The sequence below is a fragment of the Candidatus Rubrimentiphilum sp. genome (assembly GCA_035710515.1).
GTDB lineage: Bacteria > Vulcanimicrobiota > Vulcanimicrobiia > Vulcanimicrobiales > Vulcanimicrobiaceae > Rubrimentiphilum.
This window is the reverse complement of sequence record DASTDE010000001.1, coordinates 1,197,300-1,223,086: the sequence shown is the minus strand read 5'-3', so window position 1 is coordinate 1,223,086 and position 25,787 is coordinate 1,197,300. Positions and strand designations below refer to the sequence as shown.

Genomic DNA, 25,787 nt, shown 5'->3' with positions numbered 1-25,787 from the left:
GGCTGGAACGGGTTGTCAAAACAATGCGGCGACGCAGACTCGGACGATTGCCACGGGCAACACGTACCGGATCTACGCAGCCACCTTCGACTATCCGATGTTCGAAGCTTCGCCTCCGGGCAACACGTCGCAAACGCCGACCATTGTCGGCGCCGGCGGACAAGCGGACATCGCGACGTCGCCCTCCACGCAGTTCATCTACTAACAAGACGACGGCTGCTTGGTAACCAGGGCCCGGGAGAAATCCCGGGCCCTTTCTTTTTTTATGGCCGCGATTGGGGTAAGAGGTTTCCAATGCAAGAGACGCTCTCGGCCATCGTTACCACAATAGAGGAAGAAGAACGCCGCATCATGCGCCCCGTCATTCGCTTTAGCGAGCGGCCGCGCGATTTTCTACCTTCGGTGTTCTTGCTGGCGTTTATGGGGCTGTTTTGGGTGCTGGTCTTTAGTCTACGGTTTTTTATCCAGAGCCATCATCTGCGCTGAGTCGCGCCGTTGCCCTCGGGCTCAACCTCGCCACGCGTATATCGCTCGGCTCGGGCGTCCGAGCTTAGCTGCTGCAGCTCGCGCACGTAAAACGCAATGAGACGCCGATCGATGTCGCGCCCGAGATTCTCGTGGATAATACGCTGGAGATCGTGCTCCATCTGCTCGTGCGTCGGCGGCGCCGGCAAACGGGCATAGCTATTGGCGAGCTCTTTAATACTCCGCCAGACCCTATCAGGACCGCCCGGGACATCCATCCGGATGCCTTTGCCCAGTATTGGGCACACCAAAACCTACGAGAGGCGGTTCGACTCGGCGATGCCCCCGGCGTACATGAGAATGGTAACCACGATACCCGCGGCGGAGATGAGCCAAACGATGGTTGGGTTCACTGCAGCCCGATACGATAGGCGGCTATCTTCCCCTCCGCATCGAGGCGCAGGACGACGGGCGCAGACCCGTTGGTGAAGTCGGCGCGGTAGGTGTATTCGTTCTTGAGGGCGTCGTTGCTGACGTAGGTGAGTCCCTTGTAGTCCCCCAGCTTGTGGAGCTTGTCGGAGAGCATGCCCACTTGAGCGCGCGTGATGCTCGACTTGAGGGCCGGCTCGAAGTTCTGTTGGGCGCCGTCGGCGTCGTTGTTGTAGACGGCCTTGGTCACCGTATCGGCCTGGCTTTGCGCTTGGCCGGCCGGCGAGCCCCCGCAGCTCGCCAGGACCGCGCCCAAAGCAAGGCACGCAAGCGTGCGCGTCATGCCTAGATCGTGCCCCATCCGTAGTACGTCATGGCTACCTGACGGCTCGGGCCCATGCTTGCCGCCTCCACGCGGGTGCGCGGCTGCGTTACAAAGGCTTGCGAAGCGACCTGGTGCCGCTGCCCGACGATCACCGAGTGCTGATACGCCACTTCACGTTTGAGATCGACGATCTCCGCCAGGGCGTTCTTGTAGGCGGAGCGCTCGCTGTTGTATGCCGCTTGCATGTTCGAGTTTTCGGACTGCAACTCGGCCTGACGGCGTGCGTCTTCCGCGTACCGTTCGTGCACCTTACGGTTGTGCTGAATGATCAGATAGGTTGCCAGTCCGGCGCCTAACAGAATGTTGCGCGTGCTGGCCGCACCGTCCGCCATCGTGGGAGACGGCACTGCCAGTGCCAACATTGCCGCCATCGTCGTGCCGGCGACTGCTCGCTTCCATAACATCATAATGCTGCTTATTCCCACTTGTCATCCTGAGGTATCGGGATGTCATCCTGAGGTATCGAAGGACCCTGAGGTATCGAAGGGACAGGAAGGCGCTCGCCTGCTGAGCGCAAATTCCAGGCCCTCGTGGTTCACACCGAAGAACGCTTGACGCTCGACGACGGCGCGCAGACGACGCTTGAACGCTGGGGAGAGCGAGGGCCCGTCATGTTAGCCATTCACGGGATGACCGGATCGCGCAAAGCCTGGGAGCCGCTCGCCGAGCACTATGGCGCGCGAGCTCGAGTCTACGCGTACGATCAGCGAGGTCACGGAGATTCGGACGTCAGCGGTTCGATGACGCTGCACCGGTCGCTCTTGGATCTGCACAACGTGATCGCCGCGATTCCCGATGAAGTGGACACGGTGATCGGACACTCGTGGGGCGGCGCAATTTCGATCTTAGGCGGGCGGCGCTTCGACGTGCGGCGCGTGGTGGCGATCGATCCGATGATCCGGCAAATGGGCAACGGATTCTACAACCCGATTTTGCGCGAGGTAAAAAAGCAGAAGACGCTGCAGTCGGCCATCAAACGCTTGCGCGACGAGAACCCGCCGCAGAAGTGGGACTTGCGCGGCGATCTCGAGAGCTATCCGAAGCCGCTGTTTCTGGCAGTCGGCGAGGGTTCGGAGAGTTTGGTCGCGCTGGAAGATCTCAAATACATTCAGGAACGCGGCGGCCCCAACGTCGCGTTGCGCGTCTTCGAGGGGCACGGCCACAGCCCGCATCGCACGGATTTCGAACGCTTCACGCGCGCGCTCGACACGTTTCTGGAGCGAACGGAAGCGCGCTAGAAGGTCATGCCCGCCGTTCCGGGCGGCGCCGACGGTTTCCAGCCGTCCGCACAAGCGTAGACGTAATCCGCATTCGAATCGGGCGGACAGTTCACCGACGGAAGATCCCCGCCCGTGGGCGTGCTGATGCCGGTATCAATTTGGCTGCTCGAGTTCGCGAGCGTCCACGTATAACCGCCGTCGGTACTTTGGTAGGAGTTAAGGGTCGTCGTTTGTGTCCAGTGATACTGCGGCCACTCCGCGTTCGAACAATCTCTGATCTGCCCAGGACAATTTTGCCAAAACCCTGTGACCTTTACGGTTTGGATGAGGGCGCTTAGCGTGGCGATGACGATTGGACTTGGCGACGGCGCCGGTGTGTAGAGCAGCACGACCGTAAAACCACTGGGCGCAGTCTGTGTCGAGAGTTCGAGAACGCGCGCGGATTGCAGTGTCTCGACGCGCACGTAGGTGATTTGGTTGCCGCCGGCGATCCAAGGCCGATCGCTATAGCCGAAGCGCACAGTCGCCGCCTGCAGCGTCGCGTTCTTATAGAGATCCGAGTACAGCGGCGAAGTCGAGTCTTGCAGCGCCGTCACCGGATAGGTCTGCGCAGCGAAGCTCGTTATTTCGGTAATGGGCGGATCGTCCGCGATCGGCTGCGCGCCCGGCGACGCATAGAGATACCGTTGCAGCGCATGTGCCGCCGCGTCGTACCGGTACGCCCAAAAATACGGGCGGCTTTGCGCGTCGCGCGTGAAGAAGTCGAGTTCGTGGCGATCGGCATTGCTTTGACCGAGTACGTCGGTCGGCGGCGTGAAGATCGCCCAGGCCGAATCTTCCTCGGCTTCGAGCCGGTCCGACAGCGCGGCCCCGGCAGCCTCGGCGCGTTCTCTGGCGGAGAGCGCGGCATTCCAGCGCAACACGCCGCCCGTCGCGTTCAGTAAGAAGAACGCGAGCGCCGTCATCGCGGCGAGGGCCACCATCACTTCGAGCAGCGTAAATCCGCGCTGGCTACGGCTCACGGAAGCGGAAGTGCCCGGCGAGGGCCCCGGCAAGGCGCGGAGCGAACGCGTTGCCCATGCCGAGCGCGGAATATCTAACCGCCTATGCTACCATCGCCACGTTTCTGGTGATCGCGGCGACCGCGACCGCGGCGTTCATTCAACTCCGTCACATCCACGGCGCCAATCAGCTCGCCGGCTTGCTGCATCTGAAAGAGGTCGTTTTGTTGCGCCGCGCCGCCTCCGCCAGCAATTCGATGTATGAGAACTTGGAGTACCTGGCGGTTCGCGCGCAAGACTTCGAAACGCCGAATGGCAAGCGCTCCGGCGCGAGTTGAAGATGCCCTAAGTATGTCAATGTTCATTGAGAACCCGTGCGAGCGAATCGGCATAGATTGTCCGCCGCCTGCGGTTCGCCCCACAAAGGGCACGCTAGTGCTCGCCGCCTCGATCCTCGGCTCGGGAATGGCGCTGCTGGACGGCACTGCCGTCAACGTTATTTTGCCGGTGCTGCAGCGTGAGCTGCATGCGAATGCGCAATTCGTGCAATGGGTGGTGGAAGGCTACGCGCTGTTTTTGTCGGCGCTTATTTTGGTTGGCGGCGCGCTCGGCGACGTCTACGGCCGCCGGAAAATGTTCGTGGCGGGCACTATCGTGTTTGCGGGCGCATCAATCGCTTGCGCGCTGGCGCGGACTATGGAACAGCTCGTCATCGCGCGGTGCATTCAAGGGGTCGGCGCAGCGTTGCTCGTTCCTGAAAGCTTGGCGCTGATCAGCGCGCAGTTCGAACCGGCGCAGCGCGGCAAAGCGATCGGGACGTGGGCCGCCTTCTCCGCAATTAGCGGCGCGATCGGGCCCGTGCTGGGCGGCGTCATAGCGCAGCATTTTTCCTGGCGTTGGGTGTTTCTGGTGAACGTTCCGATCGCCGCGCTCGTCATCTACATCTCGTTGCGCTACATTCACGAAAGCCGGGACGAGGACGCCGGGCAGCACATTGACTTTGTCGGCGCCGCGCTGGCAACGCTTGGGCTGGGCGCGCTCGTCTATTCGCTGATCGAGCTGCAGAGCGGCACGAATCAAACGATAAACCTTGCGATCGGAGTCGCCGGCGTAATCGTGCTGGTGCTCTTTGTGGTCTACGAGAAGCGCTCGCCTTCGCCGATGATGCCGCTGAAGTTCTTCACGTATCCCGGCTTTGCCGGCGCCAACGTTTACACGTTTTTGCTGTACGCCGGGCTGGGCGGAAGTTTGTTCTTCGTGCCGTTCGATCTGATCAACGTCCAGCATTACACGCCGACGGAAGCCGGCGCTGCGATGCTTCCGATGACGCTGATTATGTTTTTCTTTTCCCGCTACAGCGGCGCGCTGCAAGCCAAACTCGGCGCCGGGCCGATGCTGGTCGGCGGGGCGATCATCGCGGCCTTGGGTTTTGCGCTCTTCGCGCTCGCTGGGCAAGGACGGAGCTATTGGCTGTCCTTTTTCCCGGCTTCGGTGGTGCTCGGAATCGGCGCGGTCACCTTCGTGGCGCCGCTGACGGCCACGGTGATGAACTCGCTGGAGACCAAGCACGCCGGCGTCGCGTCGGGGGTAAATAACGCCATAGCGCGCGCTGCCGGCTTGATCGCCGTCGCCGCGTTGGGCCTTGTGTTGAGCGCCGCCTTCTATAGAAGCTACGATGCGCGGATAGCCCGCGCGACGGTGGCGCCGGCGACCCGCGCGAAACTGGCCGCCGACCGCACGCGCCTGTTGACCGGCTACGTGCCGGCCAATATCGCCGCGTCCGACCAGCCCGTGGTCCGCAGTATCGTGGATGCGTCCTTCGTCAATGCGTTCGCCTGGGTGATGTTCAGCTCGGCCGGCCTGGCGCTGGCCGCCGCGGGAATTGCAAAATTTGTGTTTCGGAGCAGCCAAGCAAGCGCGTGAGTGATATCTTTTTAGTATGGTGGAGAAACCCAGAGTCGTTAGGCTCGAGGGCGATTGGGACATCGCCCGCCGCGACGAACTGGAGCGTCTGCTCGGGCCGGTAAGCGACGCGCCGAGCGAGGTCATTCTGGACCTGGCGAGCGTGAACTATGCCGACAGCACCATCCTGGCGGAGCTGGTAGTGCTACGGAACCGGCGGCGGACCAAGAACCTGCCCCTCCCGCGGCTGGTCATCGGCTCGCCCCAAGTGCGCCGCTTGTTCAGCATCTCCGGCCTGGACCAGGCCTTTCCGACGTACGACTCCGTCCCTGACGCCCAGGCCGCCGCCTCGGCCGAATAGCGGCCGTCCCCGCCTCCTCGCCTCGCCCTTGACCCTCTAGGGTCGACAGCCGTATAATAGCCGTCTGTGCCCGCGCCCTCGAGCGGCCAGCGGCGACGGTGGGAAGCCTTACGTGACCACGTGAGATGCGTTCCCTGCGTAAGCCCGGCTGATGCGCGGTGGAGACCCGTTCTTGAACCTGATAGATGTTAACAACTTCGATGCGATGCGTATCGGTCTCGCGTCGCCGGAGCAGATCCGCGCGTGGTCGTTTGGTGAAGTAAAGAAACCCGAGACGATCAACTACCGCACGCTCAAACCCGAGCGCGACGGCCTGTTCTGCGAGAAGATCTTCGGGCCCACCAAAGACTGGGAATGCCACTGCGGCAAGTACAAGCGTATCCGCTTCAAGGGCATGATCTGCGATCGCTGCGGCGTCGAGATCACGCGCGCGAAGGTGCGCCGCGAGCGCATGGGCCACATCGAGTTGGCCACGCCCGTCAGCCACATCTGGTACTTCAAGGGGGTGCCCAGCCGCATCGGCATTCTGCTCGACATGTCGCCGCGCCAGCTCGAGAAGGTGATCTACTTCGCGGCCTACGTGGTGATCGATCCCGGCAGCACGCCGCTGCAGAAGCGCGAAGTGCTGACCGAGCAAAAGTATCGCGAGCATCGCGAGAAGTACGGCACCGCCTTTAAAGCCGGCATGGGCGCGGAAGCGATCCGCGAGCTGTTGCGCGACTTGAACTTGCGCAAGCTCCAGGAAGAGTTGCGCGTCGAGTTCCAGGCCACGACCGGACAAAAGCGCCTCAAGGCCATCAAGCGCCTCGAGGTCGTTGAAGCATTTCTCAACAGCGGCAACAAGCCCGAGTGGATGATCCTCTCGGCCGTCCCGGTGATCGCGCCGGAACTGCGCCCGATGGTGCAGCTCGACGGCGGACGTTTTGCCACCTCGGACTTGAACGATCTCTACCGGCGCGTCATCAACCGCAACAACCGTTTGAAGCGGCTGCTCGAACTGTCGGCGCCCGAGATCATCATCAAGAACGAAAAGCGCATGCTGCAAGAGGCGGTTGACGCGCTCATCGACAACGGCCGCCGCGGCCGCCCCGTCACCGGGCCCAACAACCGGCCCCTGAAATCGCTTTCCGACATCTTAAAAGGAAAGCAGGGGCGTTTCCGTCAGAACTTGCTCGGCAAGCGCGTTGACTATTCGGGACGTTCGGTCATCGTGGTCGGCCCGTCGCTCAAGCTGCACCAATGCGGCCTGCCCAAAGAGATGGCGCTCGAGCTCTTCAAGCCGTTCGTGATGAAGAAGCTGGTCGATCGCGGCCAAGCGCACAACATTAAAAGTGCCAAGCGGATGGTCGAACGCGTGCGCCCTGAAGTCTGGGACGTGCTCGACGAAGTGATTCGCGAGCACCCGGTTCTGTTGAACCGCGCCCCCACGCTGCATCGCCTCGGCATTCAAGCCTTCGAGCCGGTGCTGGTGGAAGGCAAAGCCATTCATCTGCATCCGCTGGTCTGCACGCCGTACAACGCGGACTTCGACGGCGACCAGATGGCCGTGCATTTGCCGCTCTCCGCGGGCGCACAAGCCGAAGCGCGCATCCTGATGCTCTCTTCGAACAACATCTTGTTGCCGGCATACGGCAACCCGGTTTCGATTCCGACGCAAGACATGGTCTTGGGTCTGTATTACCTCACGTTCCATCGCGACGAGTACGTCGGTCCGGCCAAGGCTGCGATCGCCGACGACTACGATGCGAAAGTGGAGCACGAGTACAACATCTCGGGCCGCAGCGGCAAGGGCAAGAAGGCCAAGGCCGGCGAGCCCAGCGCCAACGGCCACATGCTCTCGTTCATGGACGCCAACGAAGCGATCATGGCGCACGAAACCAAGAACGTCGCGCTGCAGGAGTGGATCAACGTCCGCTGGCGGGGTGAAATCATCCGCACGACCGTCGGCCGGATCATCTTTAACAGCGCGTTCCCGGAGAACTGGAACCACCCGTACGTCAACAACATCTTCGACAAGGGTGCGCTGAAGAAACTGATTACGGATTGCTATCGCAAGTACGGCAACGCCGAGACGGCCAAGTTCTTGGATGCAATCAAAGAACTCGGCTTCCACTACGCGACGATGTCGGGCACGACCGTTTCGATTAGCGACATTATTCTGCCCGAAGCCAAGTACGAAATCTTGGGCAAGGCGCAGGGCGAGGTCGACGAGTTGCACCGCTTGTACGAGCAAGGCTTCATCTCGCACGATGAGCAGTACAACAAGACAATCGACATTTGGTCCAACGCCAGCGACGACGTCAGCGACGCCATGCAGAGTTCGTTCAGCCCGCTGAACCCGGTCTTCATGATGGCGACTTCGGGCGCGCGCGGTTCGATCGCGCAGGTTAAGCAGCTGGGCGGCATGCGCGGACTCATGTCCGACCCGTCGGGCCGCATTTTGGAGATCCCGGTCAAGGCGTCGCTCAAAGAAGGCCTGACGGTTCTGGAATACTTCATCTCGACGCACGGCGCGCGCAAGGGTCTGGCCGACACCGCCCTGCGCACGGCTGACTCCGGCTATCTCACGCGGCGCTTGGTGGACGTGGCGCAAGACGTCATCATTCGCGAGGAGGACTGCGGAACGTCGAACGGGATCACCGTCGCCGACATCGCGGCCGGCAAAGAGATCATCGAGCCGTTGGGCGACCGCATCATCGGCCGCCGCGCGGCTGCGGATATTAAGGAAGAGCGCACGACGATCGTCAAGCGCGACGCCGAGATCGACGAAGAGAAGGTCAAGGCGATTCTGGAGGCGGGCATCAAGACCGTCAAGATCCGCTCGGTGCTCACGTGCAAAGCCAAATACGGCGTCTGCTCGATGTGCTACGGCCGCAATTTGGCGACCGGCACGAAGGTGGACATCGGCGAAGCGGTGGGCATCATCGCGGCGCAATCGATCGGTGAACCGGGCACGCAGCTGACGCTGCGCACGTTCCACACCGGCGGCGTCGCGACCGAAGACATCATCACGGGTCTGCCGCGCGTCGAAGAAATCTTTGAAGCGCGCAAACCCAAGGGCCAAGGCACGATTGCCGAGCACAACGGCAAAGTCAAACTCGGCGAGGAGAAGAACCGCCGCGTGGTCTTCGTCGTGGACGAAGTCGGCGAGGAGCACGAGTACGACATCGCGCACGGCATGCACTTGCTCGTGCATGAAGGCGACACGGTTGCCGTGGGCGATCAGTTGAGCGAAGGATCGCTCAACCCGCACGACATTCTGCGCATCAAAGGCGAGACCGCGCTGCAAAATTATCTGGTGGAAGAAGTGCAGAAGGTCTACCGCTCGCAAGGCGTGGACATCAACGACAAGCACATCGAAGTGATCGTTCGCTCGATGCTGCGCAAGGTGAAAGTGCGCGACGGCGGCGACACGCAGATGCTGCCCGGGCAGTTGGTGGAATTCGCCAACTTCGCGGAGCAGAACGAACGGCTGGGCTCGGGCGACCACAAAGCGGTCGCAGATCCGGTGCTGCTGGGCGTCACCAAAGCCTCGCTCGCAACCGAATCGTTCCTGTCGGCGGCGTCGTTCCAAGAGACGACGCGCGTGCTGACCGACGCGGCCATCAAGGGCAAACACGATCCGCTGCTGGGCTTGAAAGAGAATGTCATCATCGGCAAACTCATTCCGGCCGGCACGGGCATGTCGCGTTACCGCAACATTCAGATCGAGCCGGAAGGCCAGGATCTGGATGCGGACGGGCGTCCGAAGAATCAGTTCGAAGCCTCGGTCTTCGATACGATGAGTGCGGACGACGCGGCGCTGGCCGAAGTGATGGGCACCGGCGGCGACGGCATGCAGAAACTCGTGAGCGCCTACGATCGCACGCGCGAGCCCGCGACCGTGCACTACGAAGGCGAGTACGAGGATCACACCGCCGTACATGCGCCGCCGAAGAAGACGCAGTACGACAAGACCGGCTTCAAAGGCATCTCACCCGACGACTTATAGTCATCCTGAGGTATCGAAGGACCCCGAGGTAACGAGGGGATGACGAAATGAGGGCGGCGATCTTCGTCCGTTACCGTGGCGGGGACGGCGCGGGCCACGTGGGCTGGGCGTTTGAGTACGATCCGCCCAAGCGCATTGATGCCGGCTCGGTCGAAAACCATAGCGGCGGCATCCACACGGATGCCAAGGACATGGGCTTCTGGAACGAGCTCAGCTCCGACCCGGTAGCCTGCATGCGCAAGCTGCAATACGACGACGTTAAATTCATCGACGTGCCGGACGCGGACCCGGTTCGCGCCTACGAAACCGTGCTCTGGATCGAGAAGCACGCGTACATGGCGATACTGCGCAACTGCCTGGACGACGCCTATGACGTTCTGCGCGCCTACGGCCTGGAAGACATTGAATGGCCCTCGCACGACTGGTTTCCCAAGAACTGGTTCGCGCACTTTCAGGGCACGCAGCGCAAAGTTTCGGAGTTCGATTGGAACGAGGGTCGGCAAGAATCCGAGCGCGGCTCAAAAGATGTCCCGGATCCTAAATCGCTCGAACCCAAGCCGCCGGAATGGCGTAATCCGTTCCGCTCCGCCTTCGGACTATTCCGGCTCGCGCTATTTCGCGACTTTTTCCGCGGCCTGATGCATCGCCGCCGGCGCCGCGGCTAGAGCCGCTTCCCGATAAGCGCAGAGCAGATTCACCATCGACATCTGCTCGGGCGTCTTGCACGGGGCGTCCAGCAGACGCGGACTACAAACGATCACGCTCATGCACTGCGCCCGCGAGATGGCGACGTTAAAACGGTTCTTGTCGAATAAGAATGCGGCATCGCGCGGCAGCGTCTCAGAACTCGACGTTGCCATGCTATACAGCACCACCGGTGCTTCTTGCCCCTGGAACTTATCCACCGTACCGACGCGTACGTCCGGAAATCCGGCCGCCGCCAAGAGTTCTTCGATGCGAATGCGCTGCAAGTTGTAGGGAGCGACGATAAGGATGTCGCCTTGCGTCATCGGCCGGTTCGGCTGGTCTTTAATCGTGACGGTGCCCCGCAACAGTAATCCGACTTCCTCGACGACGCGCTCCGCTTCCTCATCCGAACGCCGCCCGTTCCCCTCATGCTCAACCGGCATGTAGATCGGGCCGCCGCCGCGTAAGCCCGGGGATTCGATCGCGTTATTCGCGGTCAGCGGCTGGTTATGCAGGCGCCCTTCGTAAATGGCCTCGGAGATAAAATTGCAGATGGCCGGCTGCATGCGGTATGTCGTATCCAAGAACAGGCCGCGATCCGGAGGAATCGTTTCGTCATTCCCAAGCAGATGCTCTAGAATGGAGAGATCGGTTCCGGTCGGATGTGAGCCCTTCGTGACCTGCGGCAGTTGAAGCGGATCCCCTAACAGCACGACGTTCTTCGCGGCGATCGACGCGACCAACGCGTCGGCCAGTGAGATCTGCCCACCTTCATCAATAAATATGTAATCAAACTCTTTCATGAGGCTCTCATCGGCCCAGGCATACGTCGTTCCGGCCGCGAGCACGCACGTTTCCGCGGTTAGCGTTTTGATATCGTCGTGACTCTCGACCATCGGCCATTCTGGAAGCGCCTCGTAGGCTGAGCCTTCGGTCGTTCCGCTTTCCTTGTGGCAGCCGTGAAAGCGGAAGTCGCGCTCCCTGGCCGTTTCCTCAACTTTGCGCAGCAGATTATGCACCGCCTTATGGCTTTGCGCGACGATGCCGACTCGTTTGCCTGCTTGGAGCAAATCCACGATGGTCCACGCGCCGACGGTCGTCTTGCCCGAGCCGGGCGGACCTTGCGCGAAGAGATAGCTGTTGTCGAGGCTCTGGATGACGCTCGAGACGGATTCTTTGCTGACTTCAGCAGGTTGAATCGGGCCGGTACTCTTTAGGCGGGGCTTATTGCCGAGCAGCATTTCGAGGGTCGCCGGGAACTGCGATTGCAACGTGCCGTCCAGATAACTGCGCGCGATGCGCTCCAAAGCGGCGCGTTTCTTGTTCTGCGGAATCGGCGTGCCCGGAATGAGCGCGCGTAAGTTCTGTGGTTCGATCGCTTGGGAGAGTTTAATCTGCAAAATGCGCGCGACTTTATCGATGGCGACGATTTCGCCCGCGCTCTTGCCCGTGAACGGATCGTGGCTGCCTTTGAGCGGAAGCCGGTGCTCCTGCGGCGGAAACGTGTAGGTGTAGACCGAGTTGCGATCTTTCGGCCCGAGTTTGTACGGCGCGATCTCGGCGCACAGTGTGAGTCCGCCGATCGCCTCGTCGTCGTACTCCAGCAGATCCTGGGGGTTACTGCAGCGGTCGAAATACTTCCACCACTCGGGCTTGGTCTCGCGCCGGTGATACTGCACGAGATTGCCCAGCAGCCAGTGCGCGCGCAACGATTCGTTCCAGCCGCGCAGTTCGGTGAGCGAGTCGGGCGGGGGCAGGTTGTCGAGCAAGCGCGCCTCGAGTTCGGTGCGCGCCGGCTCGTCGTCTGCCTTGACCTCCGGCTCGGGCCGCCAGGGAAGCGGCTCCGGCAACGTCGCGTTGAGCTCGTCGCGTAATAGGAGCAGCCATTCACGCAAGCGGTAGGTCGAGCGGCAGTCGTCTTCGTTGTATGCGCGGATGTCTTCGAGGATGGCGTTGTCTTTGCGATCGGTCAGCCACGCCTCGAACATGACGATCGATTCGTCGCCGCCTTTGACTTGCGTCTCGCGTTCCAGCCCGTAAAACGCCTCGACCCTCTTGATGGAATACGACGGCTGCGAGATCCACAGGCCTTGGCGGACGACCGGGAAGAGATCGATGAAGACGCCTTTGCGCAAGAAATCGTCGACCTCGCGCTCGCGCGAGCCGAACCGGCCCATCAGGTGCTTCAGCGCGGTGATCTCATACGACGCGTAATGATAGACATGCGCGTCCGGATACTGCTCGCGCCGCTGCACGACGAAGTCCACGAACTGCTCGAAGGCGGTTTGCTCTTTGGACGAATCGGTTGCCCATAGCGCGCGGTATTCGTCCTCGTCGGGCAGGTAAAAACCCCACAAGTATTCGAGTCCGCGATCGGGGCGGTAAAGCGGGTCGCCCTCGATATCGAAGAAGATGTCGCCCTTCGCGGGCGGAGGCAATTTTGCAAAGCCGCCGAGCTCGTCCGACAACGGACGAAAGCGATAGAAATGCTTGGCGCCGTCGCCGTTGCGTCGCGACTGGCGATGCAGATGCTGTTGTTGCGCCTGTGCTTGCAGCCGCTCGAAGGTCGTTTCGGTCATTTTATGAGGCCGCTGCGCGTTTCCAGCCGCCAGGCCCGCCAGCGTCGTGATGCCGCTGGCGTGAAATTTTGCGACCTGGTCGCTCCGCATGCCGGCTACCAGGCTCAAGTGGTCGTCGTCATCGCGCCGCTTGGCGCATTGCGCGTTCCACGGGCAGATCGAGCAATGCGCGCACTCGGTCGGATAGACGTCGAGCCCACTCTCCATGCTTTCGAGAAACGAGCTCTTCACGTGGCGATAGTAGGCGGCGTAGTCGTTGAGTCGGAATCGCGCCTGCTCGCCGCTGCCGAGGATGATGTATCCGAACTCCGGCGCGGTGCCTTGAATGCGCTGCAGATGTTCGCTGTAGTTGCAGAGCTGAATCAGGAAATAAGGCTTGGGATGAAGCGCAAGTTTGGTATCGATGACCTCGTAACTCCACGCCCAGCGCGCGCATGGCACGGGAACCCGGCGTAGGAAGTCCGCGTGCCCGAGGAACCTGCCGTCGAAAAACGTGGCCTGATAAATATGCTGGACGCCTTGCTCCATCGCGCGAATCGTCCGCGCCTCGGCCTCGTGCAGCGCGGCGATCGCGTTATCGCCTGAGGCTTCGAAGACTTCAACGCCGCCATCCAATTCGAGAAGGCGCTCAAGGTAGAGGCGCTCGTGTTCTAAGCCCTTGCGCGCGATGAGGGCCGTCATGGGGTCCTCTTCGGACGGGCGCGTCAGCTCTTTAAGAGCGACTCGCCTGTCCAGCTGCGTGAGGTGCCGGCACTCCAGGTAGTTGTTCAGGTCCGAGGCTGAGTAGACGAACCGGCCGTCTGTCGTCTGCATGGGTAGAGAATACCTAGGGCGAGTGCCATACGCCTGGCACGCTGTGGATCGTCAACCTGAATTGATTCTTCCGCAAGGAGCCATCAGCGTGGACTCCACCTTGGTGCTGGCGTGGGCTTCCTACCACATAGGAAACAGCCCAAGGGTCAGTCCTAGGCCATCACCTCAACGCTTTGGCCGAGCTTTAGCATCTACGCGGAAAACCCTAGAGGTTATCGGAAGATTCATACCAATTTTGCGTGTACAAACCATCCGGCTTCCTGCGCGCCATACATGCATATAAGAAACATTTTTTTGGGCTGTCGCGACGTCTCCGGCCATAGAGAAGCTCCCATCTCGACCTCTAGGCTAACTGATGCCCAAATAAGCGTCGTCCTAAGAACAAGCTCTAACGCACTTTTGCCGCTATTGACCAAGTGATTAGCGCGATCACGAATATCGGAATCGCATTTACAAGAAGCGACCCTAACGCTACTCCAAGATAATTTAAGTTTTGCGGGCTGTTGGAGAAATGCAAATAACCGGCGTAAGCTGCAAGCAAGGCAATGATGATGCCCGTTGTTCTCAAGGCGACGTCAGTTTGAAATATCTCGAACGCGACTAGCAGCGGGACCGCCACCAAAGTGGACCAAAATGGAGCCGCAGCACGCAAGAAATCTGCGGAGTTAGCGAATCCAGCTCCACCAGCAAACCCGTAGATAGCACATACGATCAAGAGTACTAATGTCTTCATTCTACAATCTTATCTTATTCGGCAGGACTTCGGGGACGCCCACTGCCGGAAGGAGCCGATTTACGTTTGGGATCCCACTCAAACCAACGTCCACCCGTCCTTTATCAAGAGCCTGTTGGGCTGTCGTTTCGCAGTTATTCGTCAAGAGGTTGTAGTGCTCTCCTTGTTTCGACGCTTTGTCGTGCTGGTCGTAGACCGACTTAATTGCATTATCTTGTGCAGTTGAAGTACTTACGTGATAGTAGTGATGCCCTTCGGTTGGTAGAGAGTTGACGTTTGAAACACGCGTTTCGTGGATACCTATCGTACTGCCAAAGGGCGCCCCGGTGCTACTTTCGGCTGACAAGAGCCATCCCTTTCCAGTTTTAGGATCGTAGGTGATCAGCTCAATGTGCCCGAGGCCGCCAGCTCCCCCAGGAACGAGGTCTATCAGGACATCATAACCACTGGGATCATGGTAGGCTAGCGGATTGTTTCTATTCCACATGTATTTTGCCTGGGACATCGGATCGTGAATCTCGCCAGCATATGCGTCGGGCGTGGTCCATTGTGATGTCTCGGAGCTGTAGTTTCGGACACCTTGAATGTTCGCTGAACCGTCAGTTATGCCGTCCCGCCGCTGATAGGACAAGATAATGCCCGAGGAGGCGTCATAATATCCGGGCTGCTGCGCTGTGCCGCCCCCGCACCCTAAGTTGTTAGGCCCGGGAGTGTTTGCAATCGGTCCGCCGTTGCAGCTTGCAAATAAGCTGTGGCCGCTCGCGTTGTGGTCCGCGAAGGTTGCACCCGAGGCGTCGCGATCGTAGTAGGTCGCGCCGGAATAGCCCGACGCATTACCGTTATAAAGAGTCCCCGACAGTACATCCCCGTCGAGGCCCAGCTTGTAGTCACTTACGGACGAATCAGCGCGCGTTTCAAAGGCTAGGGCGTCGCCGTTCCAATGCAGTCCGTTGTAGTGCCAGCCACCCATCTGGCCGCAGATCGGAAGGCCGGAGTTACAGGACATCCCCACGGTAACGGGATGCCCATTGGGGCCCCAGGCGTAGGAATGAGAGGCAGTAATTGTGCTGGTAACCGCGGCCACATCTGAAACCGACGTAGTGTGATCCTCTCCGTCGTACTGATAGGTGTGCTGGGTTTGCCAGACCCACTGCCAGTCGCCACGGCCGTCATCGTACGTTGTCATCGATACGGTCTGGGTGATTCGCGTATTTGCATCATAGGCGTTGGAGCCAGACACGACCACGTTCCCCGAGCCATCCTCCACTGCGGTCCCGACAGCAAGCAAATTGCGAGTGTCGACGATGGCATTATTTGAGTACTGGTTGCCATCTGGTGCGTAATAGGACGGCGCATTTGGGATTGGAGTGCCGTCGAAATACCAATTACACGGGCCATCTATCGTGTGCTTACATGCGAGCTGCCCTGTCGCCGTGTAGTCTGACTGAACTTCACTGTAGCTGCCTGAAACCGGATAAATCCGATAATCCGTTGGCAAGCCTTGATCATTGTATGTGAAGTTGGCGTATGTCCCCGACGGAACCGATTGCGTTGCCAACCGCCCATAACCGTCGTAGGTCGTCGAGTCGCTCCCGCTCGGGTCGGTCCGGTTCGTGATTCGCCCCGCCGGTGTATACTGACGCGTGATCGACCCTGGAATCGTGGAATAGTAGTCGGTTTGCGGCAGGCCGTCGCTTCGGTAGCTTTCTTGCTGCGTCGCGGCGTTGCTGCCTTGGACTTGGACTTGCGATGCCCAACCGTTCCCGTAATAGCTGTATAGGTAAGTGGAAGGGGATGTTAACGTTCCCGAATTGCTATATGGCGAGCCTGGAATGCCGCTGCCGCCGCCGGCTGGCTCGGCCAAACTCGATAACCGGCCGTCGGCATCATAGTTATAATTCCAAGTACCAAATTCGGAGTTCCCGACACTTGCGACGCGCCCGTCAGGATCGTATGTGTAGCTGCGCCCCGCGGTGTACGTGCTCGAACTAGAAACGGCGAATGACACGGCTCCAAGGCGGCCCGCATTGTCGTACGTGTAAGTCTTGGAATCTCCGACGGGCATCGTCTCAGAAACGAGCAGGCCTGCGGCGCCAGAATCGTAGGTATAGGAGTGCGTCCCAATGCTGTCGCTGCCCGGGATGTAATGATATTCGGCACTTTTTCGGTCGAGCGAGTCAAAGGCAGTCCCTGAAACATCCATCCATTGACCGCCGGTCCCCGACGGTTGGCTCATTCTAACGATCGCTCTTGGCGCGATTGCCGAAGGAGATGTCTGCAGTGACGCGCGCGGCGCCAACGTCAGAGGCGTAAGCGCCTTCGGTAGACGCATTGAGCCACGCGGGAGAATCGGGGCGGAGGGCTTCAGCGAACTCGGAGCTGGGGTTGATTCGGCCGTCTTAGCGGCGGCTTGCTTTCGAGATGCGCTCATGGTCGTGATCGTTCCGTAGCTGCTCTGAACCGTTATCAGCTTTGCTGGCACATATCTCTGCGTCTTGAACAGGTTGCCGTGAGCATAGTACCCGCCCCCGTACTGCATGCTGACCTGGTTATTTTGGCTCATATCATAGATATAGCGCGTTAGCCACGGAAACAAGTCCGCACTCAGACTTCCATAGACGGAGCCGCTTGTCGGCTCGACAACCTCGACCAGGCGGTCCGCACCGTCATACCACTTTTGAGTCGGGCCGTAACCGCCGGCCTGGCCAATCTGATTACCGTTCGAATCGTAGGTGAACGTCGTTGAAACGCCATAGGAGGCGTGCTCAGACGGCGATTGCGTTGAAGCCACCTGGCCGTTCTGGTAGTAGGTGGTCGACGAGACAATGTATGACCCGCTGATCCCGGGGCTGTTTGAGCATTGCGAGACGGTGAGCGTCGCATCGTCGGGGTCGGCAACTGCGGTTTGGCGGTTAAGCGAATCATAGGTCAGCCTCGACCAGTGCGTTCCGCTGCCGTCCTGTAGCTTCGAGAAGCAGACAAGATTACCGTACCCGTCATAGATGAATTGCTGCGTGGGTGATCGCGACGTCCCATCGTTTTGTGTGAACGTATCGCCGACAACGGATGTCGGAAGCCCAAAATCGCCTCCTTGCGCGCCTGAGTCGTAGGAGTATGCCCGATGATAGCCGAGCGGCGTGTAGCTGTTGCTCAGCCTGCCAAATGGCTCGCTAGCGTCGCTATAGTCCCAGGTATATCGGGTCGTGCCGGATTGGCTGGGGCAGAGCGAATCACTCGTTCCGGGATTGGAAGTCCAGTCTTGGCCATGGGAGTGCGCGAAAATGGGGTCGCAAACTGCGACAATGTTGTCGGCATTGTTCGTGCGGTCATATGAATACAGTGTCGTAGGCCTGAAGGTACCCTGGTTTGTCGAGACGCTCGGGAGGCCAACGGCAACCGTATTTCCATTGGAATCGTACGCATAGTCGGTTGCTTGGTTGCGAACGTCGATCGACTCGGTTAGATTGTTGTTGCTGTCCCAACTGGCATATGTGACGAGCCACTGAGAGCCAGTCCAGTCCCTTGTTTGCGAGTTCCGGCCAACTGTATCGTAAAACCAGTTCGTCGCGTGTCCGTCAACATCAGTGAGGTCCGTCTCGCCTGTCGATGGGTAGCTAAAGGTCGTGTAGGCCATAGTCCGAGCGCCCGTAGAGTAGCTCGGCTGGAGCGCCGTTCCGGTGCCGTCGTCGGGCGTAAAGTTGGGGTAGCCGTACAATTGAATGCCGACGACACGGTTACTACCGTCGAAATAGAACCACGTATCGGCTCCATCCGCAGCCCCGCTTTGTGCCCAACGCGGAGGGAGGACGTCAATCAATTGATGGGCTTGGCCGGGCCACCAATTGTATTGATGATACCCATAGGCACTGTTGTTTGTCGCCTCGGTGACCCCGCTCAGATCGCCGCTGCTGTCATAGGAATAGGTGATCATCACGCTGTCCGGGCGAGTCAGCCACGCCAGCTCGCGGTGGCCCGAAAAATCCGTAAAATGAAGACTTAGTGTCTGCCCGTCACTGTGCGTTGCATAGATTACGACTAGGTGCGCGGCGGAGCTGGGGTCCCCGTTATCCCAGCCAAAGCCAAACGTGATGTTGTTGTTATGGTTGCGCGCATATATTCCCATAGTGCGACCGGCGTAGCCGGCGTATCCGGAACCGCCGGGACAGCTGGTGATTGCGGGGCTCCAAAAGACGTAAACCGTGCCGTTCTTTTTTTGCCACTGGTACTGACAATTGCCGGTGTAGATCAGAACGGCATGTTGGCCGGCGGGGGCGACCCAGTTACCTTGTCCGTCACTTGTATAATCGTAGCGCGCGCCGTCCAAATCATAGACGGTCACAACGTTTGAGCCGTTGTACGCTAGGTGCACGTCAAAATTGTTGGTCCACCCGTCACCGTAGTTTGAAGGCACTCCACCGTCGCTGCCGGCGGAATCGTGAAGGCTTTGGGAATTGTACGTTCGTCTGAAGGCGAGGTCTATGCCGCGCTCGGGAATGTCGACATCGTCCTCCTGGACGATTAAGTTACCACTGGCGACGTTGACCATATACTTGCCAACGCCCGGAATCGCGCCCTCTTCATAGGTCCACCAAGGGTTGATGCCTGTCCCGGCGGAGTTGGCGCTATTGATGCTCATTGGCTTGAGAAGGGTTGGTACTGCCTGAGCCTTTCTCATGATGCCGCCGCGCGCGCTACCGAAGGTCGCGACCGTACGCTTCATCGCCAGCGGGTCCGGAGGCGCGTCTTTGGGTGCAATGGGACGCATCCGCGGAAATGGCGGCTCCACTTTGATGCCCGTACGAACGGGTGGCAGCGGATGCATCGCGTGAATCTCAGGGTTTGCGGGTTTGGGGATCGTTCTGGGAAACACCGGCGGCGGGGCGTGCATGGCATTCCATCGGTCCGCATTGCCCGTAAGTAGCGCGCCGATGTGTGTAGCGGCCGCCGCAGCTACAATGTGCCCGAGGTCCATTCGAACCTGGGCGAAAAGCGAAACCTGCCCGCCCTGGGCGGTCGCAGCCAGCGCCGAAGCCCCTGTGCTTTGAGTTGTGAAAAGAATCGCAAAGGCAAGAATAACAAAGCGCGGCATGGCGACCTCCCAAAGTCAGTTAACAGAAGCCTATCCCGCCGGCTCGTGTTTACGCAAAGTCAACAATTGCGCTGGCTTTGCCAATACTTGACGCGCTGAAGCCAAGTCGTGCGCCCTGTCGGCCAATTTTTGCGCGCTATAGGCCAATAATTGCCCGGCGATCACAGAGTAGCAAAATACCCCGGTCACGAAATAGCGTTGCCCTGCGTCTTGCGAAAAGACGCACACGATCGTTATTGTCTGCAGTACGGGAGATTGCAATGGATATCGGATTGTTACAGACTTCGGAAGCTCTCACAACAGCGTTGCCGCTCTCCAACGCCATACGGCAAAGGATTCTCTTCCACCAACCCCTACGGGTCGCGACGCAGTACATCGCCAGCCATGCGAACTCACCCATTTGCCTTGAGGTAGTCGCAAGAGCAGTCTGCATGGAGCGCACGTCATTTTGTAGGTATTTCCGACGAAAAACAGGCATGGGGTTTTCAGAATTCGTTCACATCGTCAAGATAACGGTAGCCCAACAGCTCCTTTCGGCGAGCGATCGAAGCATTATCACCGTTTCCGCAGAAGTGGGATACGGCAGCGTGTCCGCGTTCGTCAGAAACTTCAAGAAAGCCACAGGATCTACGCCGTCGGCCTTCAGGAAGCGCGTCCTCGCAAGCCACGAATTAGTTCAGGACGTTGAGCCTGCTCATGTAATTGCGCTCTAACGCGCAGCCGGAGTGTTTTTCGTGAACAGGCCTTATTGGTTTTCTCTCCTCTGTGCCGTGTCGTTAGTGATTTCGCTCTGCGGCGGACTTTCGGCCGCGCAACGCCGACCCGCGCGGCCGCCGCCGACGCCCATTGTTCTTACTTTCACAACGGTACGCGCACAAGACGCAGCGCGCGTGCTCCGTCGGCTCTATCCCCATCTTTCATTTACGATCGATGGGGCGGCGAATGCCGTTGTCGTGCTGGCGGGGCCGGACGACGCGGCGGCATTGCGCCAAGTCGGGGCGGCAATCGACACGAGAAACCCACTGACTCCGGTTACGGCATCATTTATTTTGCATCGCATGGACGCTCAGCAGATTGCCGCGCGTCTCCATCCACTCTATCCGAACGCAAAGCTGTCGGTCGTGAATCGACACACGTTGCTAGTCAGCGCGATCAGTTCCGACTTGCAGCAGATGCAAGCGCTAGTCTCCGCGATCGATCAGCCTCCGCAGACGCCGACGCCGCGACCCGCGCCTAGCGCGCCCGCTACAGAAGCTGTTCGTATCCTGCAAGCAAACCCCAGGGCGATTGCGCGTGAAGTCGCGGGTGCGGTTCACGGATTGCGCGTGGGCGTGGCTGGACAGACAGTCGTCTTGGCGGGCGCGCCGGATCTTGTCTCTCGTGCCAAAGACGTAATTGCCGTGCTCGACGCGCCGTCTGCCGGGGCGAAGTATACGGCCGTCTATCGCATCCGGACGCTCGATGCGCAATCGGTAGGCGACCTCATTGCCCGTTCGTACCCCAACTCTAAAGTCACAGTCGACGCCGAGATAAACTCTTTGAGCGTCTCAGCGAATGCGGCTGATCAGCGGCGGATCGCCGATGGGATTGCGCAACTCGACGCGGTTCCAAGCCCGGCCCCCGGTGCGATTGGTGGTGGCGGCGGGGGCGGGACCGCGGAAATCTACACCTTGAAGGCCGCACTGCCGGCAAGCAACGGCAATAATTCCACGACGGCCAGCGATCTTGCAACCCTCGTCACACAGTCGCTTTCATCGCAGGCGCCGGACCTACATATTACGGTATCGCCTGATTCGCCTAAGCTGATCCTCACGGGAAACCCCTATTCGATCAAGCTGGCCAAAGATCTGATCGCCAAACTGGACGTCTCGGAGAAGCTGGTGGTGCTCGATACCGAGATCCTCGAGGTCGACGAAAACACAGCGAAAAATCTGGGCATCTCGCTTTCGTCGATTTTCGGCGGTGACTTCAGCATCGGCACCCTTATCGGTGAGTCGACGCCGGCTCCGGACCCGATCACTGGCATAACGCCCGGCCTGATGCGCCCGACAAAACTTATTCGCACGCCGATTGCGTTTGGCTTCCAGCTCAACCTCGCAATCCAACACGGCTCCGCGCGCGTGCTCGCCGATCCACGCATCACGACGCTCTCCGGCCACACAGCGACCATCCGAGCGGGCGACAATCTCTCGATTCAGCTGCAAGCCGGCGGGGGTGCGGGAACCGTTGCGACCACGCAAATCCAGACGTTTCAAACCGGCGTAACTCTCGACATCACTCCGATCGTCAACGACGACGGTTTGATTACCGTGGCGCTGCATCCGGTGGTCAACAGCCTGACCGGGATACTGAACGGCATTCCGCAGATCTCCACGCGCGACACGCAAACCACCGTCGCCTTGCGCGAGAATCAGACGCTGGTTATCGGCGGTCTCATTCAGGACAACACCCAGCGCACGGAGTCAAAGATTCCGGTGCTGGGCGACCTGCCATTAGTTGGGCACGTTTTCCGCAACGAGACGCTAAACGGCGTGAGCAATGAGCTGATTATCACGGTAACGCCGCACGTGGTGGTACCGGGTACACCGGACGGACTCTATCCCGGAGCGCCGTTGCAAACCGTTCCCACGCCGAACCCGTTGCCGACCTTACCGCCCAGCGCGGTGCTACCTTCGGCCGCAGCGCTGCCGCCGAACCTAAGTTTTGCTAGGAGTCTGCCGACGCCGCCGGCTCCGTTCCGGCCGCTCACGCGACGTATGCCCGTTGTCGTGTCGAGACTCTTTACGCCAGCGCCGCTGCTGACACCCATACCGGCGCCGATGCCGTCGGCCTTTGCGCAAGCGAACACGTTTATCTTCGGGTCGCCGCCGCCCAATAATTTCGCCGCGCCCGGGGATGCGGTTCAGATTTTTTACGTGTCGCTCTCGCCGACGGTCGTCTCGTATGGAACGCCGGTCACCCTCAACGCGATTACGACGAGTAATGTGAATAACGTGACGCTGAGCTACAATGGAGTGCAAACCTCGATCGCGCAGAGCGGTGCGGGCCAATGGGCTGCGACGTTCCCATTTACGCTGGTCGGATTGCCGGTGCCTAATGCAACCATCCAGCTGACGCTGACCGCTAGCAAGAGCGATGGGACGTCCTCAGTTATTCCTATTCCAGTGAGCGTCGTGTCGCGAACGTCAGCGGCTACGACGCAGAGGCCGAGGTGATCCTCCGAAATCAAATATCACACGGCCCACCGCCATGTGGGGCGGCTGCTGCAGATGCTATGGCGGCGACAAGAAAACTCAACAAAAGAATAATCACAGTGCCCTTGCGGCTTGTGAGTATGACGCTTTGGCGCCCGGGAAATGCTATAAGGACGGCAAGGATCACAAATGCAATAATCGCGGTGGGGAGACCAACCATGCGGAGCTCCGTGGGATAGTCAACCAAAAGAGACATTGGGTCGGGGATTCCACCGCAGGCCCTGGCAGAATATCCGAACCCCCCGCCAGCCGCTGCGCAGGCAGCTGACCCGAGAGCTAGTAAAGCAGCTATCGCGAGCTTTGGTCGCATCTTAGATTCCCCAGAAGGTCGGCCCGCACCGCCGGCCACTCCGGCGCCGTTACGCTGTAAACAACGGTATCGCGCAGCGAGCCATCCTTATGAAAGGAATGGCTGCGCAATACGCCATCGAGCTTGGCTCCGAGGCGCTCGATCGCGCGCCGGCTTTGCAGGTTTAAAGACGAGGTTCGGAATTCGACGGCGATGCATCCGAGCGTGTCGAACGCGTGCGAGAGAAGCAGAAGCTTACACTCGGTATTGAGCGCGGTGCGCTGCACGCGCTTGCGATACCACGTCGAACCGATTTCCAAGCGCCGGTTCTCGGCGTCGATATTCATGTACGTCGTCATGCCGACGGCTTCGCCCGTCGCGCGGTCGATCACCGCAAACGGCAGCATCGACCCGCTTTCGAACAGCGCTAAGCGCCGGTCGATCTCCGCCATCATCCCGGCCGGCTCGGGAACAGTCGTATAGTGGAGGTTCCAGAGCTCGCCGTCGCTGGCGGCTGCCACCAGATGGTCGTGATGCGCCCTTGATAGCAGTTCCAGTCTAACGTGCGTCCCGTCCAGCGCGACCGGCTCGATCCACGGCACCTTACGGCGTGACGAGCGGGTTCTTCTCGGCAAAGGCCCCGTTAGGATTGGGTTTGACCCACACGATCAGATCCCAAATGGACGGCATGTCAAAAACGGTGACGATCTGCGCGACGTTCTTGGCGCGACCCATTTCGACCAGTTTCGCCGCAGTCGGGTGCGCCGGCTCGCCGCCCGCCGCAACGTATTTGGGCGCCATCACCCACTTGTCATAGGTCATCGTGCCGTCCGCGTTTTTCAGCATATAGTGCACGTGGTCGTCAAATTCATAAAGGCGCCCCGGGTTCGTGCCGAAGATTGATGGGCGGACATCGCTCGTTTTTAGGACCGAAAAGTCCGCACCCAACAAGTTGCCGTTCTTGTCGTACCAGAGTTGACTGGGGTGGCGGCTATCGGGCGACACCCACTGAAGGTTGGCGTAACTGATCGCGCCGGTTTCATCGGCGTTGGTGTACCGGACATAGCCCGCCTTTTCGGCGTCCGCCGCGGTCGGAAAGCGCTGCATCAGGTCGGTTTGTATGCTTTTTACGAACGCTGTCTCAACCGGACTCAACGGCCCCTTGTAGGTGGGGCCCTGATCGGCAAGGGCGACTGCGGAAAACGCAAATAGGGCAGCGAAAAAATACAAACCGGCGCGTTTCAACACTTCAGAATCTCCTATCGTTTGCGCGAAGGCACAACATTGGGTTTCACGTTGACGAAGCATTTCCCGGGTTCGCGCACCATCGGCGTCGGCGCGATACCGCTAGAAATACTAACAAAATGCGCGGCCGGCCTTTTGTTCCCGTAGTCACACATCATAGCGAACGCGTAGCAGGCCGGCGGCTTGATTCGACATGGGAATCGGGGCGGCGGTTGCGGCGTCGCCAGCGCCCCGGTGAAAAGCAGAGCCATCACCATAAGAATGTTCCTCCGCGACTCCAAACGTTCAGGCAGAGCAGATCATGACCCTGAAAAAAGCCCGCGCCCGAGGAAGTTAATCCTTGCGTTAGTGCGGGCGGTTCCGTATCTCGTACGCCATCATCGCCTTTGCATAGGCAGCGGCTGAGGCGCGTTCTTGTGCGGTGGGCGCAGTTTTTGCCAGTCTTTGGATTGCCGGCAAAGCGTGGTAGTCGCCGAAGCGCATCAATTCCAGCATCACCCTGTCGCGAACATTTATGTCGGGATCGCTGAGCCTCGACTCAAGAAAGTCCGTTATACTCTTGTTCCACTCCATCATTGACTCGAACGCCGCGATGGCCCCCTCGCGGACCGCCGGCCGTTTGTCTGATGCCGCGTACGTGCGAAGCACCGAATTGGCTTGGAATCCGTGGAGAGCGCCGTAGGCCGAGAGCGCGCCCACGACAACATCCGAATCAATCGAACGCAGGCCCCGCGCAATGGAATCATCGTACGCCTGTGCGTCATGATTAGCAGCGATATCTGCTTTCATGGCCCAGAACATAGTTTGAAATGCCGCTCCCACAACAATCGGAGATGGATCGGTATTCGCCAGGTGCAGTAGGGCCTGCCCGACCGCGGGCGACCTTATCCCCCAAAGAGCGTTGGCCGCCCCAGCACGGATCAACGGATCCCGATCCTTGAATAGCGCGAAAAGCACTGCAATTGCCTGGTCGGCATAAGGGCTATACGTTTTTAAATTTGGCGGCTCCATGCCGACTAGGGAAATGTTGCCCAAGTAACGCGCGCAGCGAACGCGGGCTTGCGTATTGTGCCCCGATTGGACGAACTTGGTCATCGCAGCAAGCGCCGCATCACCGTTCGGTGACGATTGGCCGGACGTACCGATCGGCACCGTGACGTATAGCGCTGACGTCAAGTTTCTGCACGCGTCGATCAATTGCTGTGAGTTCGACGAATGCTGGAGAGTTGCCGCATAAGCTGAGACATCCACAGTCTTCGCGGACGCCGGAAGAGCAAGTCCGGCAAGAAGCGCCGCCGCGACCAGGGTTCGAATCATGCCGTAAGTATACAGCGAAACTGAGGC

At 59.7% G+C, this 25,787-nt stretch carries 18 protein-coding genes and 1 pseudogene; 9 read left to right on the top strand and 10 right to left on the bottom strand.

Annotated features, from left to right (window positions below; genetic code table 11):
- Together VFO29_06235 and VFO29_06230 are read left to right on the top strand one after the other, a co-directional pair.
- A partial coding sequence (locus tag VFO29_06235; GenBank protein ID HET9393095.1) for a hypothetical protein occupies nucleotides 1–205 on the top strand: 205 nt, incomplete at its 5' end.
- 89 nt (nucleotides 206–294) lie between these two features.
- The gene (locus VFO29_06230; protein HET9393094.1) at nucleotides 295–486 is read left to right on the top strand and encodes a hypothetical protein; all 192 of its coding nucleotides are present in this window, start codon (nucleotides 295–297) and stop codon (nucleotides 484–486) included.
- On the opposite strand, the gene VFO29_06225 is transcribed toward VFO29_06230, so the two are convergent.
- From VFO29_06225 to VFO29_06215, 3 genes are all read right to left on the bottom strand, one after another.
- A complete protein-coding gene (locus tag VFO29_06225; protein ID HET9393093.1) occupies nucleotides 474–674 on the bottom strand; it encodes a hypothetical protein in 201 nt (66 codons plus the stop codon). The genes VFO29_06230 and VFO29_06225 overlap by 13 nt on opposite strands.
- A 200-nt stretch (nucleotides 675–874) precedes the next feature.
- The gene (locus VFO29_06220; protein HET9393092.1) at nucleotides 875–1,255 is read right to left on the bottom strand and encodes a hypothetical protein; all 381 of its coding nucleotides are present in this window, start codon (nucleotides 1,253–1,255) and stop codon (nucleotides 875–877) included.
- Entirely contained in the window at nucleotides 1,240–1,686 is a 447-nt protein-coding gene (locus VFO29_06215) for a hypothetical protein (protein HET9393091.1), read from the bottom strand. Before VFO29_06215 ends, VFO29_06220 begins: the two co-directional genes overlap by 16 nt.
- A 123-nt stretch (nucleotides 1,687–1,809) precedes the next feature.
- On the opposite strand from VFO29_06215, the gene VFO29_06210 reads away from it, so the two are divergent.
- Nucleotides 1,810–2,517 (top strand): alpha/beta hydrolase, encoded by a 708-nt coding sequence (locus VFO29_06210; protein ID HET9393090.1) that lies wholly within the window; start codon nucleotides 1,810–1,812, stop codon nucleotides 2,515–2,517.
- Here the strand turns inward: VFO29_06210 and VFO29_06205 are convergent.
- Nucleotides 2,514–3,521: a prepilin-type N-terminal cleavage/methylation domain-containing protein gene (locus tag VFO29_06205; GenBank protein HET9393089.1), complete on the bottom strand. Its 1,008-nt coding sequence runs from the start codon at nucleotides 3,519–3,521 to the stop codon at nucleotides 2,514–2,516. The two genes, VFO29_06210 and VFO29_06205, sit on opposite strands and share 4 nt — an antisense overlap.
- Before the next feature lie 56 nt (nucleotides 3,522–3,577).
- Between VFO29_06205 and VFO29_06200 the strand changes: the two genes are divergently transcribed.
- The 5 genes and pseudogenes from VFO29_06200 to VFO29_06180 all read left to right on the top strand — a co-directional run bounded on the left by VFO29_06200 (nucleotide 3,578) and on the right by VFO29_06180 (nucleotide 10,419).
- Nucleotides 3,578–3,838: a hypothetical protein gene (locus tag VFO29_06200; GenBank protein ID HET9393088.1), complete on the top strand. Its 261-nt coding sequence runs from the start codon at nucleotides 3,578–3,580 to the stop codon at nucleotides 3,836–3,838.
- Nucleotides 3,839–3,851: 13 nt separating this feature from the next.
- Nucleotides 3,852–5,423 (top strand): MFS transporter, encoded by a 1,572-nt coding sequence (locus VFO29_06195; GenBank protein HET9393087.1) that lies wholly within the window; start codon nucleotides 3,852–3,854, stop codon nucleotides 5,421–5,423.
- 19 nt (nucleotides 5,424–5,442) lie between these two features.
- Nucleotides 5,443–5,763 carry an STAS domain-containing protein gene (locus VFO29_06190; GenBank protein HET9393086.1) on the top strand — a complete coding sequence of 107 codons (321 nt, stop codon included), beginning with the start codon at nucleotides 5,443–5,445 and terminating at the stop codon, nucleotides 5,761–5,763.
- Between the two features lie 178 nt (nucleotides 5,764–5,941).
- Nucleotides 5,942–9,469 (top strand): annotated as a pseudogene (gene rpoC, locus VFO29_06185) (DNA-directed RNA polymerase subunit beta').
- A 332-nt stretch (nucleotides 9,470–9,801) separates the two neighbouring features.
- Nucleotides 9,802–10,419: a hypothetical protein gene (locus tag VFO29_06180; protein HET9393085.1), complete on the top strand. Its 618-nt coding sequence runs from the start codon at nucleotides 9,802–9,804 to the stop codon at nucleotides 10,417–10,419.
- On the opposite strand, the gene VFO29_06175 is transcribed toward VFO29_06180, so the two are convergent.
- The 3 genes from VFO29_06175 to VFO29_06165 form a co-directional block, all read right to left on the bottom strand.
- Nucleotides 10,366–13,833 (bottom strand): TM0106 family RecB-like putative nuclease, encoded by a 3,468-nt coding sequence (locus VFO29_06175; protein ID HET9393084.1) that lies wholly within the window; start codon nucleotides 13,831–13,833, stop codon nucleotides 10,366–10,368. The two genes, VFO29_06180 and VFO29_06175, sit on opposite strands and share 54 nt — an antisense overlap.
- A 388-nt stretch (nucleotides 13,834–14,221) precedes the next feature.
- Nucleotides 14,222–14,566 (bottom strand): hypothetical protein, encoded by a 345-nt coding sequence (locus VFO29_06170; GenBank protein ID HET9393083.1) that lies wholly within the window; start codon nucleotides 14,564–14,566, stop codon nucleotides 14,222–14,224.
- A gap of 1 nt (nucleotide 14,567) precedes the next feature.
- On the bottom strand, nucleotides 14,568–19,655 hold the full coding sequence (locus VFO29_06165; GenBank protein HET9393082.1) for a DUF6531 domain-containing protein: 5,088 nt from the start codon (nucleotides 19,653–19,655) through the stop codon (nucleotides 14,568–14,570).
- Nucleotides 19,656–20,545: 890 nt separating this feature from the next.
- Here VFO29_06165 and VFO29_06160 point away from each other — a divergent pair.
- Nucleotides 20,546–22,870, top strand: a complete 2,325-nt coding sequence (locus VFO29_06160; protein HET9393081.1) for a hypothetical protein — start codon at nucleotides 20,546–20,548, stop codon at nucleotides 22,868–22,870.
- A 327-nt stretch (nucleotides 22,871–23,197) separates the two neighbouring features.
- Here VFO29_06160 and VFO29_06155 read toward each other — a convergent pair whose 3' ends face one another.
- From VFO29_06155 to VFO29_06145, 3 genes are all read right to left on the bottom strand, one after another.
- Nucleotides 23,198–23,800, bottom strand: a complete 603-nt coding sequence (locus VFO29_06155; protein HET9393080.1) for a GNAT family protein — start codon at nucleotides 23,798–23,800, stop codon at nucleotides 23,198–23,200.
- Nucleotide 23,801: 1 nt separating this feature from the next.
- A complete protein-coding gene (locus tag VFO29_06150) occupies nucleotides 23,802–24,446 on the bottom strand; it encodes a hypothetical protein (protein ID HET9393079.1) in 645 nt (214 codons plus the stop codon).
- 342 nt (nucleotides 24,447–24,788) lie between these two features.
- Nucleotides 24,789–25,760, bottom strand: a complete 972-nt coding sequence (locus VFO29_06145; GenBank protein ID HET9393078.1) for a HEAT repeat domain-containing protein — start codon at nucleotides 25,758–25,760, stop codon at nucleotides 24,789–24,791.
- Nucleotides 25,761–25,787: the final 27 nt, after the last annotated feature.

What these genes read in the sequence shown, in the direction of transcription:
- VFO29_06220 (HET9393092.1), bottom strand. Translation starts at nt 1,255, where the DNA reads ATGGGGCACGATCTAGGCATGACGCGCACGCTTGCGTGCCTTGCTTTG.
- VFO29_06145 (HET9393078.1), bottom strand. Translation starts at nt 25,760, where the DNA reads ATGATTCGAACCCTGGTCGCGGCGGCGCTTCTTGCCGGACTTGCTCTT.
- VFO29_06170 (HET9393083.1), bottom strand. Translation starts at nt 14,566, where the DNA reads ATGAAGACATTAGTACTCTTGATCGTATGTGCTATCTACGGGTTTGCT.
- VFO29_06215 (HET9393091.1), bottom strand. Translation starts at nt 1,686, where the DNA reads ATGATGTTATGGAAGCGAGCAGTCGCCGGCACGACGATGGCGGCAATG.
- VFO29_06230 (HET9393094.1), top strand. Translation starts at nt 295, where the DNA reads ATGCAAGAGACGCTCTCGGCCATCGTTACCACAATAGAGGAAGAAGAA.
- VFO29_06175 (HET9393084.1), bottom strand. Translation starts at nt 13,833, where the DNA reads ATGCAGACGACAGACGGCCGGTTCGTCTACTCAGCCTCGGACCTGAAC.
- VFO29_06180 (HET9393085.1), top strand. Translation starts at nt 9,802, where the DNA reads ATGAGGGCGGCGATCTTCGTCCGTTACCGTGGCGGGGACGGCGCGGGC.
- VFO29_06200 (HET9393088.1), top strand. Translation starts at nt 3,578, where the DNA reads ATGCCGAGCGCGGAATATCTAACCGCCTATGCTACCATCGCCACGTTT.
- VFO29_06165 (HET9393082.1), bottom strand. Translation starts at nt 19,655, where the DNA reads ATGCCGCGCTTTGTTATTCTTGCCTTTGCGATTCTTTTCACAACTCAA.
- VFO29_06195 (HET9393087.1), top strand. Translation starts at nt 3,852, where the DNA reads ATGTCAATGTTCATTGAGAACCCGTGCGAGCGAATCGGCATAGATTGT.